This is a genomic window from Paenibacillus sp. S28 (assembly GCF_016624415.1).
Taxonomy (GTDB): domain Bacteria; phylum Bacillota; class Bacilli; order Paenibacillales; family Paenibacillaceae; genus Paenibacillus_AQ; species Paenibacillus_AQ favisporus.
In genome coordinates this window covers 49065-64484 of record NZ_JACVTM010000018.1, presented here as the reverse complement: position 1 = coordinate 64484, position 15420 = coordinate 49065, and the positions used below count along the sequence as shown (strand labels likewise).

The following is a 15420-nucleotide window of genomic DNA, read 5'->3' as shown; positions in this document are numbered from 1 at the left end:
CCTATTCAGCGTGACCAGAAAGTGACCGCCCGTAGGCGGTCACTTTTATTTGTTATCCTATTTGGCCAACACTTGTGGGGAATACGTGGTGGTCTGTTCGAAAGCAGATCCTTGATATACGGTATGGTAGGCTTTGGCGCGGTAATAATAGCCCGTGGTTACCGTACCGTTGTAATCCCCGGATATAGCGCTGTTTCCAGTGTCCAGGAACCGTCTCGTTTCCATATCGACCCATGCGGATCCGGTCCAGCGCTGCAGGGTTAGATCGACACCTATCTTGTCAACGCTCTGTTTGGCGAAAGTACTGGCCTTTAAAGCCACGGTTGTGCTATTGACGAGCGAGGCCGACGCATAGCAGTTGTTCAAGTATGTGAAAGACGCGAAGCTCGTGATGTAGTGTTCAGGAGGCGGAGGAGTGGTTAAGGCTCCCGGCTCTTTTACGGCGGCTGCGGAAATGTCCGCATCATCGGATCCGGCTGGTTCGGCACCCGCCCCGGTCGCGAGAAGCATACTGAGTACGGTAGTGGCGGCAATAATGGCTGGCAGTTTGTGGTTGATCCATTTCTTCGTCATGACTCTCACCTTTCCTTTAGGAAATATTGAATTTCACTACTATTAACGGCGGCCACCTTTCAGAGGTTTCATCATTTTTTCATCATTTTCTTTGTTTTTTCTCACATTTTCATTAAAAGCACTAAAAAACCCCCGTTTCGCTCGAAACGGGGGTTTCCCTTCCCCTAACAAGGGGCAGTTACACCAGGTGACAGGCAACGAAGTGACCGCCGCCCGCATCGCGGAACTCCGGCACTTCTTCTTTACAGCGGGCCACCGCAAACGGGCAGCGCGTATGGAACTTGCAGCCCGAAGGCGGATTGGAAGGGCTCGGAATGTCGCCCTTCAGCACGATGCGCTCCCGCTTCAGCTTCGGAATCGGAACCGGCACGGCTGACAGCAGCGCCTTCGTATACGGATGCAGCGGATTTTTAAACAGCTCATCCCGGGTCGCCGTTTCGACCATGGAGCCCAGGTACATGACGCCGATCCGCGTGCATAAATGCTCCACGACGCTGAGGTCGTGGGAAATGAACAAGTACGCAAGCCCGCGGGTTTCCTGCAGCTTGCGGAACAGGTTGATGATCTGTGCCTGGATGGATACATCCAGCGCCGAGACGGGCTCATCGGCAATAATGAGATCCGGATTAAGCACCAGTGCCCGGGCTATTCCGATCCGCTGCCGCTGACCGCCCGAAAATTCATGCGGGAACCGGTCGATATGGTAAGAGGACAATCCGCAGGATTGAAGCACTTCCAGCACCCGGTCGCGAATCTCCGCTTTTGGCACCAGGCCGTGATCGAGCAGCGCTTCGCCGATGGCGTCTCCGACGCGGATCCGCGGGTTCAGGGAACTGTACGGATCCTGGAAGATCAGCTGCATGCTCGGCCGAAGCTTGCGCAGCTCCTCGGGAGGGAGATCGTAAATATTGATACCCTTGAACTTGACCTCCCCTGACGTCTTCTCGATCAGGCGGATGGCCGTGCGGCCAACCGTGCTTTTGCCGCTTCCGGACTCGCCGACCAGCCCGAACGTTTCGCCCGGCCGGATCGTGATGCTGATATCGTCAACGGCCTTCACGTGACCGACGGTGCGGTTCAGCAGACCTTTCTGGATCGGAAAATACTTTTTCAAATGGCTGATTTCAAGCAATGCATCAGACATGAACAACCGCCTCCTCATACAGCCAGCAAGCGGCTTTTTGCTGATCCGCAACTTCTTTAAGCGCCGGCTGCTTCGTTCTGCAAATGTCCATGCAGTGCGCGCAGCGGTCATGGAAATAGCACGATTCGGTCAGATCCAGCGGATTCGGCACCTGCCCCGGGATCGAATACAGCTCATCCTGCCGCTGGTTAATGATCGGCTTGGACTTGAGCAGCCCCTGCGTATACGGATGCTTCGGCGACTCGAACAGCTTCACCACTTCGCCTTCTTCCACGACTTTGCCGGCGTACATGACAACGACGTAATCCGCCATTTCGGCCACGACGCCCAGATCATGGGTGATCAGCATCATCGACATGTTCGACTTCTTTTTAAATTCGCGCAGCATATCCAGAATTTGAGCCTGGATGGTAACGTCCAGCGCCGTCGTCGGCTCATCGGCAATCAGCAGCTTCGGACCACAGGAGATCGCAATCGCGATCATGATCCGCTGCAGCATACCGCCGCTCAGTTCATGCGGATAGGAATCGGCGATTTGCTCCGCCCGCGAGATCCCCACCTGCTCGATCAGTTCGATCGCACGGGCGCGGGCCTCCTTCTTGCTCAGCTTCTGGTGCACCATAAGCGGCTCCATAATCTGCTGCCCAATTTTCAGAACCGGGTTCAGCGAAGACATCGGCTCCTGAAAGATCATGGAGATGTCATTCCCGCGGATCGTACGCAGCTCGTTTTTGCTGAGCTTCAGCAGGTCCCGGCCGTCAAACTCAATGCTTCCGCCAACCACTTTACCTCCCGGTTCCTCAATCAGACCCATGATGGACATGGCGGTAACACTTTTACCGCAGCCCGACTCGCCGACGACACATACCGTTTCGCCTTCCCGGACGCGCAGGCTGACGTCATTTACGGCTTTGATCACGTTTTTGTCGCTGAAGAAATGCGTGCGCAGATGGTCGATTTTAATGAGATCTTTCATAGAACGCTGTTCACCTACCTCTTCTGTTTGGGATCCAGCACATCCCGGAGTCCGTCTCCAAATATGTTAATGGCAATTACCGTAATAAAAATAGAGAATCCTGGAGGAATCCACAGCCATGGATGCTCCTGAAAATCGATCAAATTGTTCGCCGCGTCGATCATATTCCCCCAAGTCGGTGTCGGTGGCATGACGCCGAGGCCGAAGAAGCTCAGCACCGACTCGCTGAGGATCGATCCGCCAATATTGAGCGTTGCAATGACGATCAGGAGCGGAACGATATTCGGCAGCAGATGATTGAACAGCTTGCGGCGGTCGCGCAGACCGAGCACTACGGCAGCCTGCATGAATTCGCGTTCGCGAAGGCTGAGCATCTGCCCCCGGACCATCCGGGCAAGCCCCGGCCAGTTGACGAGGCCGAGCATCAGCATGACGATATACATACGATAATTCGTCGGCACTTTCCACTCCGACAGCAGCGCGCCGAAAATAAACAGCAGCGGCAGTCCCGGAATCGTCAAGAGCAAATCAGCGATCCGCATAATGATTTGGTCCACGATCCCCCGATAGTAGCCGGCGATCGCGCCGAGCAGCGAACCGATAAACACGGACAGGAACATGGAAGCCAGACCTACCGTCAAGGAAATGCGGCCGGCCTGTAGCACCCGCGTAAGCACGTCACGCCCCAGGGCATCGGTCCCGAGCCAGTGCTTCATGCTTGGCGCTTTGTTCATCACATTCATATGAATCTTGTTATCGGCATAAGGCGAAAATACGGGCCCAAGAAAACAAGCGATAAACATGATGACCACGACGACAAGTCCGAAAATCGCCAGCTTGTTACGCAGCAGCCTCCGCATCGACTGTTTAAATAAGGAGGAAGACTTCGGCGTCGTTGTTGCAGCCGGAACGGCATCGGTCATTGGTGTACTGTTAATGGCCATAAGCGTCTCCCCTCCCTAATGCAGCCGCACGCGCGGATCGGCGATGTGATAGAGCACATCCGACAGCAGCGTGCCGATGACCGTCAGAATCGCCAGCAGCATCGTGAAGCCCATGAGCAGCGGATAGTCCCGCAGGCTGAAGGACTGCATGTACAGCTGGCCGATTCCCGGCCAGTTAAAGATTTTTTCAATAATAATCGATCCGCCGAACAGGGCCGGCAGTTCAAAGCCAACCAGGGTGATGGCCGGCAGCAGCGCATTGCGCAGAGCGTGTCTGAACAGCACTTTGTCTTCCTTCAGCCCTTTCGCCCGGGCCGTGCGGATATAATCCTGCTTGATGACGTCGATCATATTGCTGCGGAAATAGCGCGTCAGCGAGCCGACGCCAAGCAGCGTCATGACGATCACAGGCAGCGTCATATGATGGATGACTTCCTTAATATAAGCCCAGCCGGTCGCGTTGCTTCCCGTCGTTAACATCCCGCCCGGCGGCAGCCATTTCAGGTCGACGGCCAGAATCTTGATCAGGAACAGGCCGATGAAGAAGGAAGGGATCGACATGGCGGCAAAAATGGCCACCATCACAATCGTGTCGAACCACGAATACTGCTTATAAGCGGAAACGACCCCGATGATCACGGCGATGACCCAGGTCAAAAACGTGGATACGACCGCCAGCAGGAAAGAGTTCCAAATATACTGGTTAAACAGCTTCAGCACCGGCTGCTGCTGCGCCAGCGAGAAACCGAAATCTCCGTGAAATACGTTGTTCATCCATATGCCGTACCGTTCCAGCAGCGGCTTGCTCAGTCCGTAAATCTCCCTTAACTCCGCTTTACGTTCCGGGCTCAGCTTAATGTTGCTGCTGATGAAATCCCCCGGAGTCAGCGCGTAGAGGCTGAAGATCAAAAAGGATGCCGCAAACAGGATGACGATCATGTAAATGATACGCTTCGTCAAATAAGTGCCCATCATTCGCCTCCTAATTACATGGTCCCCCGCCGCAGAAGCGGCTGCTTCGCGGTCGGGGGACTCCATTGTGGGTCCTTCTGATTATTGTACCGGCTTCAGCGACCAGTCAGGCAAGCTGTTGGCAAGTCCGACGAACGGGCTGACCTTCAGGTTCTCGATACGGCCGTTGTAACCGTACACCGTCTTCTTGTAGTTCGTGAAGATGACCGGCAGCTCGTCGTTCAGCAGCTGGAACAGCTCTTTGTAGATGGCCTTGCGCTCTTCGATGTCGGAAGTCGCGAGCGCTTTGTCATAGAGCTCTTTGACCTTCGGATTGTCGTAGGCTTTGATCTCGCCGTCGATAAACTGCATGACGCCGTCCGACGGATCCTGCAGCAGCGGAGTCGAGAAGGATACGAGATCGTAATCCCCGCTCTCCACTTTGGACACGAGGGAGTTGAAGTCGGCGAACACTTCCGGCTGGAAGTCGACGCCGATCGCCTGGAAGTTCTCTTTAGCTACCGGAATAAAGATATCCGTCTGCTTGCTCTTCGAGCCCAGGTAGTGGATCGTCAGCTTCTTGCCGTCTTTCTCGCGGATGCCGCCTGCGCCCACTTTCCAGCCGGCTTCGTCCAGCAGCTGCTTGGCTTTTTCCGAATCAAATTTGTACGGGTTAATGCCGTCTTCGGTGTAAGCCCAGGAGATCGGCGGAGCCGGAATGTTGGCTACGGCACCGGCGCCTTCGTTTGCGTCCACGTAGATGCTTTGACGGTCGAGGCCGTAAGCGATCGCTTGGCGTACCTTTTTATCCTTCAGCGCTTCGTGTTCCAGGTTGACCTGCAGGTAACCATAGTTGCTGGCCGTGTAAGGCAAAATGTTGGTGAAGCCGAGGGACTTCAGCTTCTCGATATTTTCGGTTGTAGCCGGGAACGAAGTATAGTCAATTTCTCCGGTCTCCAGGTACTGCCAAGCGTCGCCTTCGGACGTTTTATAAATGAAGTGCTCTGTTTTCGGCTTGCCTTTATAGTAGTTCTCATTGGCGACAAAACGGACTTCCTGGCCTGGAATGAATTTCTCCAGCTTGTATGGGCCGTTGCCGACCGGCGTTTGATGCAGGTTTTTGATGTAGCTCAGGTCACCGAACTTATAATCCTTGCCGTAGTACGCCTTGGACAAAATGTTCGAGCCGAGCGTCACAAGCGCCGTTGCGTTCGGCTTATCCAGCGTGACGGAAATCGTCTGCGGATCGACCACCTTGATGCCGGAAATGCTCTTCGCCTTGCCAGACTTGTAATCCTGCGCGCCCTGGATCGCGATCGTGCTCGGGATGATCGAATCGCCGTCATAGGACGGGTCGAACAGGATCGTCCACGTAAACGCGACATCGTCAGCCGTCATTGGCGAGCCGTCGCTGAATTTCAGATCCTTCCGCAGATGATATGTAATCGTCTTCTGATCTTCGGAAATGTCCCATTTCTCTGCAAGGTCCGGAACCGGCAATCCCTTATCGTCCACCGTCACCAGCGAACCGAACAGCAGGGAGTTAACGTTGCCGTCATAACCGCTCTGGGTAAAATAAGGTGTGAACGCGCCGCTCGGATCAGTCAGCGCCACGATAATTGTGTCCGTACGCTGCTTGGCCACATCGGGCAGTTTGGACAAGTCGGCTGCCGTGTAAGGCTCGGTCAGTGCAGAGGTTCCTCCGGCATCGGACGAAGCCGCTGTATCTTTTGTACCCTGCTCCGTTTGAGCCGTTCCGCTGGATGAACCCCCGTCATCACTATTGTTCGAGCATGCCGTAACCAGCATTGATCCGACGATCAACAGCGAAGTTAGCAAGTACACTCCTTTTTTCATCATCATAACCTCCCGTTTTTACTCACCATTCCGATGAATTAAGTATGATTTATATTTGTAGATGATATCGTTATTATAGAAACCATTTCGAGTTCTGTAAATAGAGAACTAAAAGTTTTTTTCTGAAAGTTTGTCATATGCGTTTTCTGTAAGGGAAACAGCCCGTTTCAACGTAGAGGAGATGTCCCCAGTTTGTTCCCGTTTCGGCATGACTTCGGCCGTAAAAATATGCTAGGATAAGGTAAATCATAGATTCATTGACGACTGGCCAAAGGAGACTTCATTACAGTGACCATTAAACACGAAATATTCATTGAAAAAGAGCTGGATCCGGTATGGAGGGCTTGGACGGAAGAAGACCGCGTTAAGGCGTGGCTGGCTCCTGCAGCACGGATTGAACCATGGGAAGGCGGCAAATACGAGCTGTACCCTAACCCGAATGATCAAACACCGACCGGATGCAAACTGCTCAAATATGAGAAACCACGGGTGCTGCAGTTTGAGTGGAAAGGACCTGAAATTTTTGCGGAGACGATGAATCTGGACGGGGATTTAACCATGGTGCAGGTCAATTTCAAACAGCTGGAGGACCTTACACGCCTCAGCGTGATGCATATCGGATGGAAAAATACGCCGCAAGGCATGGCTGCAAGGCAGTGGCACGTCCGTACGTGGCTTCAGCTGCTGGACGAGCTCAAAGCGGCAATAGAGTCCAAAGATCATATACTTAGCCGGCCGTAATGGTTAACGTACAAAAAGCCTGGTTCCGTAACATCTACGGCCAGGCTATTTTTTATAATTATATCTGCTCGCATCTGTCTTATACGATCTGCTGCCGAATGACCCCTTCGTGTACTATGGTCCGGTCCCTCATGCTCTGCTGTTCCAATTGGTATCGAAGCGTCATCCTTCTTCTATGTACCCGAGCAGCCGCTCCTGCATCTGATGGATGGCGCGTTTTCTCAGGCTGTATTCAGTCAGGTTCTCCCCTTCAAAATGGGCGTAGATCAACCCGGCGGTGCGCAGCTTCGAGATGTGGTCATGAGTGATGCCTTTGGACAGCTGGACATGACTGACGATTTCCGTAAACGTCCGCGGTCCTCCATGCAGAAAGCGCAAAATTTTAAGCCGGCTTTTCTCGCCGAGACTGCGGATCATCCGCAGGTCATGGGTCGGAATATAATCATCGTCTCCCAAATAAATGCGGGAATTATAATGGCAGTAAATTTTCCGTCCATAATGAGTCACCATGTTGACCGGTTGAAAATGGTACTGCGGAATGAGCACCAGCTCGTCCGCGCTGTCCACCGGTTTGAACAGCATGCCGTTGGTCGTTTCGTCGACAAAATCCGCCCGGTCCGCGCCCGTCAGCTGCTGCAGCCGCTCCTCTTTCTCCCGTTCCAGCGCCTGCAGAATGGCCGGATCCACATTTCGGAAGTACTGCTCGTACCACTGCTCAAACATCGACCGCGTCCGGGCTAGGAAAACCTCCAGATCCTCGTCCGGAAACTCATTGCCGTTCGCAGTAAACAGCTGGACCAGGTCTTGAATCGTCAGTTTCTCCAGCCAGTCCAGGAATCCCTCGACGCCCCTGCCCTCTGGAACGAGGAGGCCCAGCAGGTATGCAAAGCTCCACCAGTCGCCATTCACGAGCATCTCGTCCAGCATGGCGGCAAATTCCGGCTTGAGCTGTTTCTTGGTGGCCGTTGCCCACGAAGGGGACAGATCGATCTTTTTGTAGGACGCCCGGCAAATATAGGTATGAAGGCTGTTCATAAATTCATGTACGGGCTCGAATTTTATGTCAATGCGGTAATCCAATCCTCGGTTCCCCCTCTCAAATTAGTAATCATTATAACGTGAATGCTCCGTGATGTTCCACTCCTTTAACGAATCACCGTGAGATAGTCCAGACGGCATTCGATCGAAATGCTGCCTTTTCAGCACATAATGGAACACAATATAAGGAATTCTTATCGATTTACTAAGAAAAATTGAAGATCCAAGCTTTGAATATTAAAGAGCACAGCGCCGCAGCACTGTGCCCTTTAGAAAGCACCCGCCAATCCGCGGACTGCTCCCGTGAACTTCTCCCTATATGTTACAACTCTACGCGCCCGCTTCCTCGACCATGACCTCTGGCTTCAGGAGCTTAATCCTTGAAATGCGCTTATTATCCGTTTCTTCCACTATGAAAATGTGGCCGTCCAGTTCTGCCGACAGTCCTCGCTGCGGAGGAATCGCCTCGATGCGTGAGTACAGCCAGCCGCCGATCGTATCGTAATCGGATGTATCCAGCTCCAGACCAAAGCGTTCGTTAATTTCTTCAATCAGCATCAATCCGTCAATCGAATATTCGTCGTCGCGGATTTTCTCGATTCCCGGACGTTCCTCGTCGAATTCGTCCTGAATTTCACCGACGATCTCTTCCATAATGTCTTCCAGGGTAACCAGCCCAGATGTGCCTCCATATTCGTCAATCAGGATGGCGATCTGGGTTTTGCCCCGCTGCATCAGTTTCAGCAATGCGCTGATCTGGATGGATTCGGGCACAGTCAGGATCGGACGTATCAAAGTATTGTATTCAAGCGTTGTGGAATGTAATAAGTCTTTAATGTGCAGGAAGCCGATGATATGGTCCTTATCCCCGTCACAGACAGGGTACCGGGTCCGCATGCCTTCATAAGCGATCTCGAGATTCTCCTCCCGCGACAGCTGAGTATTCAGACAAATCATCTCCGTTCGGGGAATCATGATTTCCCGTCCGGTCGTTTCCGCAAATTCGAATATGTTATCAACTAGTGCCATTTCCGTATTGTCAATGAGTCCGTTTTTGTTGCTTTCTTTCATCAGAATGCGGATTTCTTCCTCCGTATGTGCCGAGTCCGACTCGGAAGCCGGGGCGACACGGAATACCCGCAGCAGGCTGCCTGCCAATCCGTTCAATACCCAAATGAACGGGTACATCAATTTGTTGAAATAGATCATGATGGCCGACGACATGAGCACGACCGATTCCGCCTTGCGGATGGCCATCGTCTTCGGCGCCAGTTCTCCAAGCACAATATGGAGAATCGTAATGAGCAGGAATGCAATGACAACCGCAATGCCGTGTACAGCTGCTTCCCCAAACCCTAGCGAATGAAGCAAAGGTCTGAGAAGCGTCGCGACCGCCGGTTCGCCGAGCCATCCAAGCCCCAGCGAAGCGAGCGTAATGCCCAGCTGGCATGCGGACAAATACGCATCCAAATTATTGACGATCTTGCGGGCATACACCGCGCCTCGTCGTCCTTCTTCCACCAAGGTCTCTACCCGGCTGCTCCGGACCTTGACCATGGCAAATTCAACCGATACAAAAAAACCGTTCAATAATACGAGTATAAAAACCCATATCAAACTCGGTAAGGGGTCTCCCAATCTGCTTCCTATTCACCGTCATCCTTGACCGGCAAATAGGTACACCTCCTTCGTAAGTTAAAATGGTGAACCACCGTTATCCACTGTTGCGAATAGGCCGTCAACTTCCCAATGGATTCATCTCCCTTCAAATAAACGAAATCTTTAGCTTAATTTATACACTATACTTAATTATATAATTATACACTACACAGTCAAACGGCAAGGTATGACTGCATCATTCAGGGACGGCCTGATATTTCAAGCAATCGAGCGGTTGCCAGGCTAAAAGAGCCGTCCCTTGTCAATTCAGACACCAGGGACGGCTTTTTCGTCATTTGCTATGGGTTTTATGGGCGAAATGCTGTTTAACGGGTTGTCGGCGGGTTGCCGATAACACCTGGATATTGATAGGTCAGCGGCTCGTCAAATGTGATGTAGTCCAGGTTGATCGTCAGCAAAATAATCCGCTTGCCTGTCGAACGTTCGCTGATGATGATGTGGTCACGGCCTGCCGCCTCGATGACGCCGGTGAATATTTTTGCATTCCACTGCGAGTTGTTTTCGTATGTCATGTAAAAGGTGCCCGTTTTGCCCAGATTCAGGCGAAGTATGTTCTCAACGTACGACTGCTCAAACTGCTGGGAAGGCGGTGCCTGGATGACAGCACCGGTCTGTGTCATCGGGCTGCCGCTGGTTACTGACGGCGGCACGATTCCCGTGGTTCCGGGCTGTCCCATCGGTCCCATCATTCCCTGGCCCATTTGCCCCATCATCCCCTGCTGGCCCATCGGACCCATCATTCCGTGCTGGCCCATCGGCCCCATGCCGGAGACCCCGGGATAACCTCCTCCAGAATACGTAACAGGTCGGAACGGTTGCGGTATCATTGTGTTTTGCATCCTCCTTTATATATGGCAAATTGGAAAACCATGTCCCATGTGCTGCTTGAAGGTCTATCCATAGACTCGTGGGCAATCCGCGGCGGTTGGGCTGAAGAAGCAGTGGGATTTAAAACGTCCGGTTTGTTGCTGGTTGAACCAGGTCGGCGGGCATTCTCCCGTCGGACGGAAGAACCACAGTGCATTGGATGCCGGCCAGGTTCTTTCGCCGTTAATCGACCGCCTTGCGAGCCTGATGTCGGCGTCTCTCGCTCTTTGATAGAAGTACCCTTTTTGCGTGGACTCAAACCCGCCGGGACTTTGAAACACCATATCCCGAATGCTGCGGATATTGTTGAAATCCAGGCAGTTGCCGAGCACCCGGTTCACCCCGACATTGCCGACCATCAGCATGCCCAGGTCTCCCTCAGATTCCGCTTCTGCTCTCATAAGCCGTGCCAGCAGCCTGGTTTGCTCCGAATTGGTTTTGATGACAGCCAAAGGTCCATCCTCCTTGCTTCGATGTTTTCCTCTACAGTGTATGTGCATCCGCCCAGTTGGTGACCAGAAAAATTGCGCTTCTTGTCCTTTCCTGCGGCTGATTTACAAGCATTTGACAAAGTTGTCCGTTTATCGGAAAAGCTTTACATTCGTCTGATTTCCCGTTAACAACGCCTCTCTATACTGGGTAAGGAAAGTCCACATCCTTATAAAGTGAGGTCGAACCAGGCTGATGGAAAAAGACATGACGCTACCAAATCCTCCCCGATCCCGCTCCCATGCCGGGGCCATCCGGTTGAATTCCCTGCGCGTTTCCCGCTGGAAGGAACGGCTGCTGGCCTATTGCTTCCTGGCTCCTTCCCTTATCGTTTTCGGTATCTTCCTGTTTTACCCCCTTGGTAAATCCGTCTACCTGAGCTTGTTTTTGACGGATCCGCAGGGCCGGATTGCCGAATTCGTCGGAATCGACAATTTCACGGCAGTGCTGAGCTCGGACCAGTTCTATAACAGCCTCTGGGTAACCGTAAAATACATCCTGTTTACCGTGCCGACCGGCGCTGCGGCCGCCCTGCTGCTTGCCGCCTTGTCCCACCAGAAGCTTAGGGGCATGAAGATCTTCCGTTTCATCTTTTCATTGCCGATGGCTGTCTCGGTTGGAACAGGCTCTGTCATCTGGATGATTCTGTACCACCCGACCCTCAGCATTCTGAATTACGGGCTCAGCTTTCTCGGCATTCCGGCGATCCAATGGCTGACCGATCCCAAGTGGGCCTTGCCTTCGATCGCGATCATGACCGTCTGGCTGAACCTCGGCTTCAACTACATCGTGCTGCTGAGCGGCCTGCAGGGCGTTCCGGACGACCTGTACGAAAGCGCCAAGATCGACGGCTCCGGATCGGTGCGGACGTTCTTCCGGATCTCGCTGCCGCTGATTTCTCCATCCCTTTTCTTCGTCGGGGTCGTGTCGGTCATCAGCGCGTTCCAATCCTTTGCTCAGATCAACATTTTGACCAAAGGCGGCCCGATGAACAGCACCGACGTGCTCGTGTACAACATTTATCAGGATGCATTCATCAACTACCGCTTCGGCAGCGGCAGTGCGCAGGCACTGATCCTTTTCGTCTTGATCACGGCGCTGACGATCCTGCAGTTTAAATTCGGGGAAAAGAAGGTGCATTACCAATGACCCTTAGCAGAATCCACCAGCCGCTGCTGTACCTTATTCTGATCCTGGCGTCTCTGGCGATCTTGTTTCCGCTGCTGTACACGCTGTCGTCGGCCTTCATGAGCAGCGCTGAATCGGCGGCGTACCCGCCGAGGCTGCTTCCTTCGGGACTGCACTTCGCCAACTTCGTTCAGGTGTTCCAGACCATTCCGGTGGCCCGGTTCATCGGCAACAGCTTCGTCGTTGCCACGGCCATCATGCTCGGCCAGCTGTTTACGGCCAGCCTGGCGGCGTATGCTTTTGCGTTCTTGCGCTTTCCCGGCAAGGCGCTGCTGTTCTCCCTGTTTCTGTCGACGATGATGATTCCATGGGAAGTCACGATGATTCCCAATTATTTGACCGTCCGCAGCTGGCATTGGGTCGATACGTATCAAGGCTTGATCGTTCCCTTTATCGCTTCGGCGTTCGGCACGTTCCTGCTCAGACAGTACTTTTTGCAGCTGCCGAAAGAACTGTTCGAGGCAGCAAAAATGGACGGCTGCGGCCATCTCCGCATCTTTTCCCGGTTGGTGCTGCCTTTGTCGGCGCCGGCCCTGGCGACCCTTGCCGTCTATTCCTTTCTGACGAATTGGAGCAATTATTTGTGGCCCCTGCTCATTACAAACAAGGAAAGCATGCGGACCGTACAGATCGGCATCGGCATGCTGCAGTTTGAGGAGGTCACCGCCTGGAACGTCGTCATGGCCGGCATCGTGGTGCTTCTGCTGCCATCTCTCCTGCTCCTGATCATCGGTCTGAAGCCGTTGGTGCGGGGAATTACGGCAGGTGCGCTCAAAGGCTGATAACATTAGCCAAACGTCTATCGACGCACATTCAGTCCATTTACACTCAGAACCGGATCGTTGTTATAAGCCGGTTGGCGTTCCGGCCGGCTTATAATTTCCGATATAAATTAACGATTTCAAAAAGGGAGAGATTGTTGAAGATGAAACCATTCGGCAAGAAATCACTCGCCATGATGCTGCTGTCCTGCATGATGCTGATTACGGCGGCATGCGGAACATCCAGCGGCGGCCAAGCTTCCGGGGAAGATACGGCAAATGCCGCGGCTTCCGCTTCCGGCGACAGCAGCCCTGTAAAGGTGGTCTGGTGGCATTCCATGAGCGGGGATGTGGGAAAAGCGGCGCAGCAGCTGGTGGATGAATTTAACGCTTCTCATAAAGATATCGTCGTTCAGGCGGAATACCAGGGGACGTACGACGAGAGCCTGAACAAGCTCAAAGCTTCGCTCGGCTCGGACAGCGGTCCTTCCCTGATTCAGGTGTACGAGATCGGAAGCCGCTTCATGATCGACACCAAGGCGATTACACCCGTACAGCAGTTCATTGATGCGGACCAATTCGACATTTCCAGCCTCGAACCGAACATTTTGAACTATTACAAATTTGACAACAAGCTGTACTCTATGCCGTTTAACACGTCCAACCCGATTCTGTACTACAACAAAGACGCGTTCAAAGCAGCCGGACTGGACCCTGAGAAGCCGCCGGCCACGTACGCCGAAGTGGCGGAAGCGGCGAAGAAGCTGACCAAGCAGGGACAAGCCGGTGGTTCCTTCGCGATCTACGGCTGGTTTATGGAGCAGCTGCTGGCCAATCAGGGCGCAGAGCTCCTCAACAACGGCAACGGCAGAACGAGTATGGCCACCGCCTCGCAGCTGAACAGTGACGCGGCCGTCAAGACGCTCGATTGGTGGAAGCAAATGGTGGACGACAAGTCGCTCTTGAACCTCGGTCGCAAGACGGATGATACGTCCAAAGCCTTTGCCGCCGGTCAAATCGCCATGACGCTTGATTCCACAGCTTCGCTGCGCAGCATCGTTAAGGCTGCTGGTGACAAGTTTGAAGTCGGCACCGCCTTCCTGCCGAAGCCGGACGCCGCAACGAAAGGCGGAGTCATTGTCGGCGGGGCGAGCAACTGGATCTTGAACAATCGGCCGGAAGCCGAACAAAAAGCAGCCTGGGAGTTCATCAAATTCCTGGCCGAGCCGAAATCTCAAGCGGAATGGCATATCAATACCGGTTACTTCCCGATCACGACCAAAGCTTATGACGAACAGAACGTGAAAGACAACATGAAGCAGTACCCGCAGTTCCAGACGGCCGTAGATCAGCTGCACCAAACCGAACCAAGCCTCGCTACCCAAGGCGCGGTGATGGGTGTGTTCCCCGAAGCGCGCCAGCTGACGGAAACGGCGATCGAGGAAGTGCTTAACAACAAAAAAACGTCCAAGCAGGCATTGGATGATGCCGCCAAGGAAATTACGAGCAAGATCGAGGAATATAACAAAACGGTTGGCCATTAAGGTCAACTAATAGCTTGACCCTTTAGCATGACCCTCTTATGTTGGCGAAGACAGCGCTAATATCAGCATCAAACAGGAAAAGCCGGAAGTTCTCTTCTCGAGAACCCCGGCTTTCGTTTTGTCTTTTGAAGGAATTAGTGTCCGCAAGCCGTTATAGGGAGATCGGCGGCATCGTCTTGCCTGTTTCCAAAAAGGTTTTGAGATTGCTGAGAATCGCCGGCCAGCCATTGTTATACCCTTCAAAGGTTCGTTCTTCATCAACAAAGTCGCTGTCCAGCAAGTTCTCGTGCCGGAGGATCATCTTCACGACCGAACCCATGGGCTGCAGCTCGAAGGTGACGACGCCCGGGCTGTTCCGGGGCGTGTTGTCCCCTTTATAGGTCCAAGTAAAAGACAGCTGTCTGGGCGCTTCGCAGGTCAGCACCTCGCCATAATCGGTTACCTCGCCGCCTCGCAGATAGTTCACGGCTGATCCGACTGTCCACTCGGATTCCACGCGTGTTCCGAAAAAGTATTTTTCGGTCAGGTCGCCATCAGTCAACGCTTGCCAAAGGTTCTCGGGCGTCGCAGCAATATAGGTGACATAAACAAAGGAGCGCTTGCCCATTCGGTTTATTTCCTCCCTCTTCTCATGGATTTCGGAGCTTGTATCATCATAGACAGCAGA

General features: G+C 53.2%; 15 protein-coding genes. 4 read left to right on the top strand and 11 right to left on the bottom strand.

Going from position 1 to position 15420, the window contains the following annotated elements:
* Window positions 1–57: 57 nt before the first annotated feature.
* The 6 genes from IAE55_RS28630 to IAE55_RS28605 all read right to left on the bottom strand — a co-directional run bounded on the left by IAE55_RS28630 (window position 58) and on the right by IAE55_RS28605 (window position 6445).
* Window positions 58–573: a hypothetical protein gene (locus tag IAE55_RS28630; RefSeq protein WP_145158998.1), complete on the bottom strand. Its 516-nt coding sequence runs from the start codon at window positions 571–573 to the stop codon at window positions 58–60.
* Window positions 574–751: 178 nt separating this feature from the next.
* Entirely contained in the window at window positions 752–1717 is a 966-nt protein-coding gene (locus IAE55_RS28625; protein ID WP_076171631.1) for an ABC transporter ATP-binding protein, read from the bottom strand.
* Entirely contained in the window at window positions 1710–2693 is a 984-nt protein-coding gene (locus IAE55_RS28620; protein ID WP_076171628.1) for an ABC transporter ATP-binding protein, read from the bottom strand. Before IAE55_RS28620 ends, IAE55_RS28625 begins: the two co-directional genes overlap by 8 nt.
* Window positions 2694–2707: 14 nt before the next feature.
* A complete protein-coding gene (opp4C, locus tag IAE55_RS28615) occupies window positions 2708–3637 on the bottom strand; it encodes an oligopeptide ABC transporter permease (RefSeq protein WP_105442349.1) in 930 nt (309 codons plus the stop codon).
* A gap of 15 nt (window positions 3638–3652) precedes the next feature.
* Window positions 3653–4609, bottom strand: coding sequence for an ABC transporter permease (locus IAE55_RS28610; protein ID WP_076171622.1), 957 nt, complete (start codon window positions 4607–4609; stop codon window positions 3653–3655).
* An 81-nt stretch (window positions 4610–4690) separates the two neighbouring features.
* Entirely contained in the window at window positions 4691–6445 is a 1755-nt protein-coding gene (locus tag IAE55_RS28605) for an ABC transporter substrate-binding protein (protein WP_200634539.1), read from the bottom strand.
* Window positions 6446–6733: 288 nt separating this feature from the next.
* Between IAE55_RS28605 and IAE55_RS28600 the strand changes: the two genes are divergently transcribed.
* Window positions 6734–7186 carry an SRPBCC family protein gene (locus IAE55_RS28600; RefSeq protein ID WP_200634538.1) on the top strand — a complete coding sequence of 151 codons (453 nt, stop codon included), beginning with the start codon at window positions 6734–6736 and terminating at the stop codon, window positions 7184–7186.
* Between the two features lie 162 nt (window positions 7187–7348).
* Here the strand turns inward: IAE55_RS28600 and IAE55_RS28595 are convergent, their stop codons facing one another.
* From IAE55_RS28595 to IAE55_RS28580, 4 genes are all read right to left on the bottom strand, one after another.
* The gene (locus IAE55_RS28595) at window positions 7349–8266 is read right to left on the bottom strand and encodes an ArsR/SmtB family transcription factor (RefSeq protein ID WP_234489943.1); all 918 of its coding nucleotides are present in this window, start codon (window positions 8264–8266) and stop codon (window positions 7349–7351) included.
* A 288-nt stretch (window positions 8267–8554) separates the two neighbouring features.
* A complete protein-coding gene (locus IAE55_RS28590; RefSeq protein WP_076171613.1) occupies window positions 8555–9862 on the bottom strand; it encodes a hemolysin family protein in 1308 nt (435 codons plus the stop codon).
* Between the two features lie 347 nt (window positions 9863–10209).
* A complete protein-coding gene (gene gerQ / locus IAE55_RS28585) occupies window positions 10210–10731 on the bottom strand; it encodes a spore coat protein GerQ (protein ID WP_181152716.1) in 522 nt (173 codons plus the stop codon).
* A gap of 66 nt (window positions 10732–10797) precedes the next feature.
* The gene (locus tag IAE55_RS28580; protein WP_076171610.1) at window positions 10798–11223 is read right to left on the bottom strand and encodes a cell wall hydrolase; all 426 of its coding nucleotides are present in this window, start codon (window positions 11221–11223) and stop codon (window positions 10798–10800) included.
* A gap of 244 nt (window positions 11224–11467) precedes the next feature.
* On the opposite strand from IAE55_RS28580, the gene IAE55_RS28575 reads away from it, so the two are divergent.
* From IAE55_RS28575 to IAE55_RS28565, 3 genes are all read left to right on the top strand, one after another.
* The gene (locus IAE55_RS28575; RefSeq protein ID WP_234489942.1) at window positions 11468–12409 is read left to right on the top strand and encodes a carbohydrate ABC transporter permease; all 942 of its coding nucleotides are present in this window, start codon (window positions 11468–11470) and stop codon (window positions 12407–12409) included.
* Window positions 12406–13230 (top strand): carbohydrate ABC transporter permease, encoded by an 825-nt coding sequence (locus tag IAE55_RS28570; RefSeq protein ID WP_200634536.1) that lies wholly within the window; start codon window positions 12406–12408, stop codon window positions 13228–13230. Before IAE55_RS28575 ends, IAE55_RS28570 begins: the two co-directional genes overlap by 4 nt.
* A gap of 143 nt (window positions 13231–13373) precedes the next feature.
* On the top strand, window positions 13374–14753 hold the full coding sequence (locus IAE55_RS28565) for an ABC transporter substrate-binding protein (RefSeq protein WP_145158988.1): 1380 nt from the start codon (window positions 13374–13376) through the stop codon (window positions 14751–14753).
* 151 nt (window positions 14754–14904) lie between these two features.
* Here IAE55_RS28565 and IAE55_RS28560 read toward each other — a convergent pair whose 3' ends face one another.
* Complete coding sequence (locus tag IAE55_RS28560; protein ID WP_105442341.1) at window positions 14905–15360, bottom strand: SRPBCC family protein; 456 nt, start codon at window positions 15358–15360, stop codon at window positions 14905–14907.
* Between the last annotated feature and the right edge of the window lie 60 nt (window positions 15361–15420).

Bases quoted from the DNA above. Each gene is read 5' to 3' on its own strand.
- gerQ (WP_181152716.1), bottom strand. From the start codon at position 10,731: ATGATACCGCAACCGTTCCGACCTGTTACGTATTCTGGAGGAGGTTAT.
- IAE55_RS28560 (WP_105442341.1), bottom strand. From the start codon at position 15,360: ATGGGCAAGCGCTCCTTTGTTTATGTCACCTATATTGCTGCGACGCCC.
- IAE55_RS28625 (WP_076171631.1), bottom strand. From the start codon at position 1,717: ATGTCTGATGCATTGCTTGAAATCAGCCATTTGAAAAAGTATTTTCCG.
- IAE55_RS28605 (WP_200634539.1), bottom strand. From the start codon at position 6,445: ATGAAAAAAGGAGTGTACTTGCTAACTTCGCTGTTGATCGTCGGATCA.
- IAE55_RS28620 (WP_076171628.1), bottom strand. From the start codon at position 2,693: ATGAAAGATCTCATTAAAATCGACCATCTGCGCACGCATTTCTTCAGC.
- IAE55_RS28630 (WP_145158998.1), bottom strand. From the start codon at position 573: ATGACGAAGAAATGGATCAACCACAAACTGCCAGCCATTATTGCCGCC.
- IAE55_RS28575 (WP_234489942.1), top strand. From the start codon at position 11,468: ATGACGCTACCAAATCCTCCCCGATCCCGCTCCCATGCCGGGGCCATC.
- IAE55_RS28570 (WP_200634536.1), top strand. From the start codon at position 12,406: ATGACCCTTAGCAGAATCCACCAGCCGCTGCTGTACCTTATTCTGATC.
- opp4C (WP_105442349.1), bottom strand. From the start codon at position 3,637: ATGGCCATTAACAGTACACCAATGACCGATGCCGTTCCGGCTGCAACA.
- IAE55_RS28610 (WP_076171622.1), bottom strand. From the start codon at position 4,609: ATGGGCACTTATTTGACGAAGCGTATCATTTACATGATCGTCATCCTG.
- IAE55_RS28565 (WP_145158988.1), top strand. From the start codon at position 13,374: ATGAAACCATTCGGCAAGAAATCACTCGCCATGATGCTGCTGTCCTGC.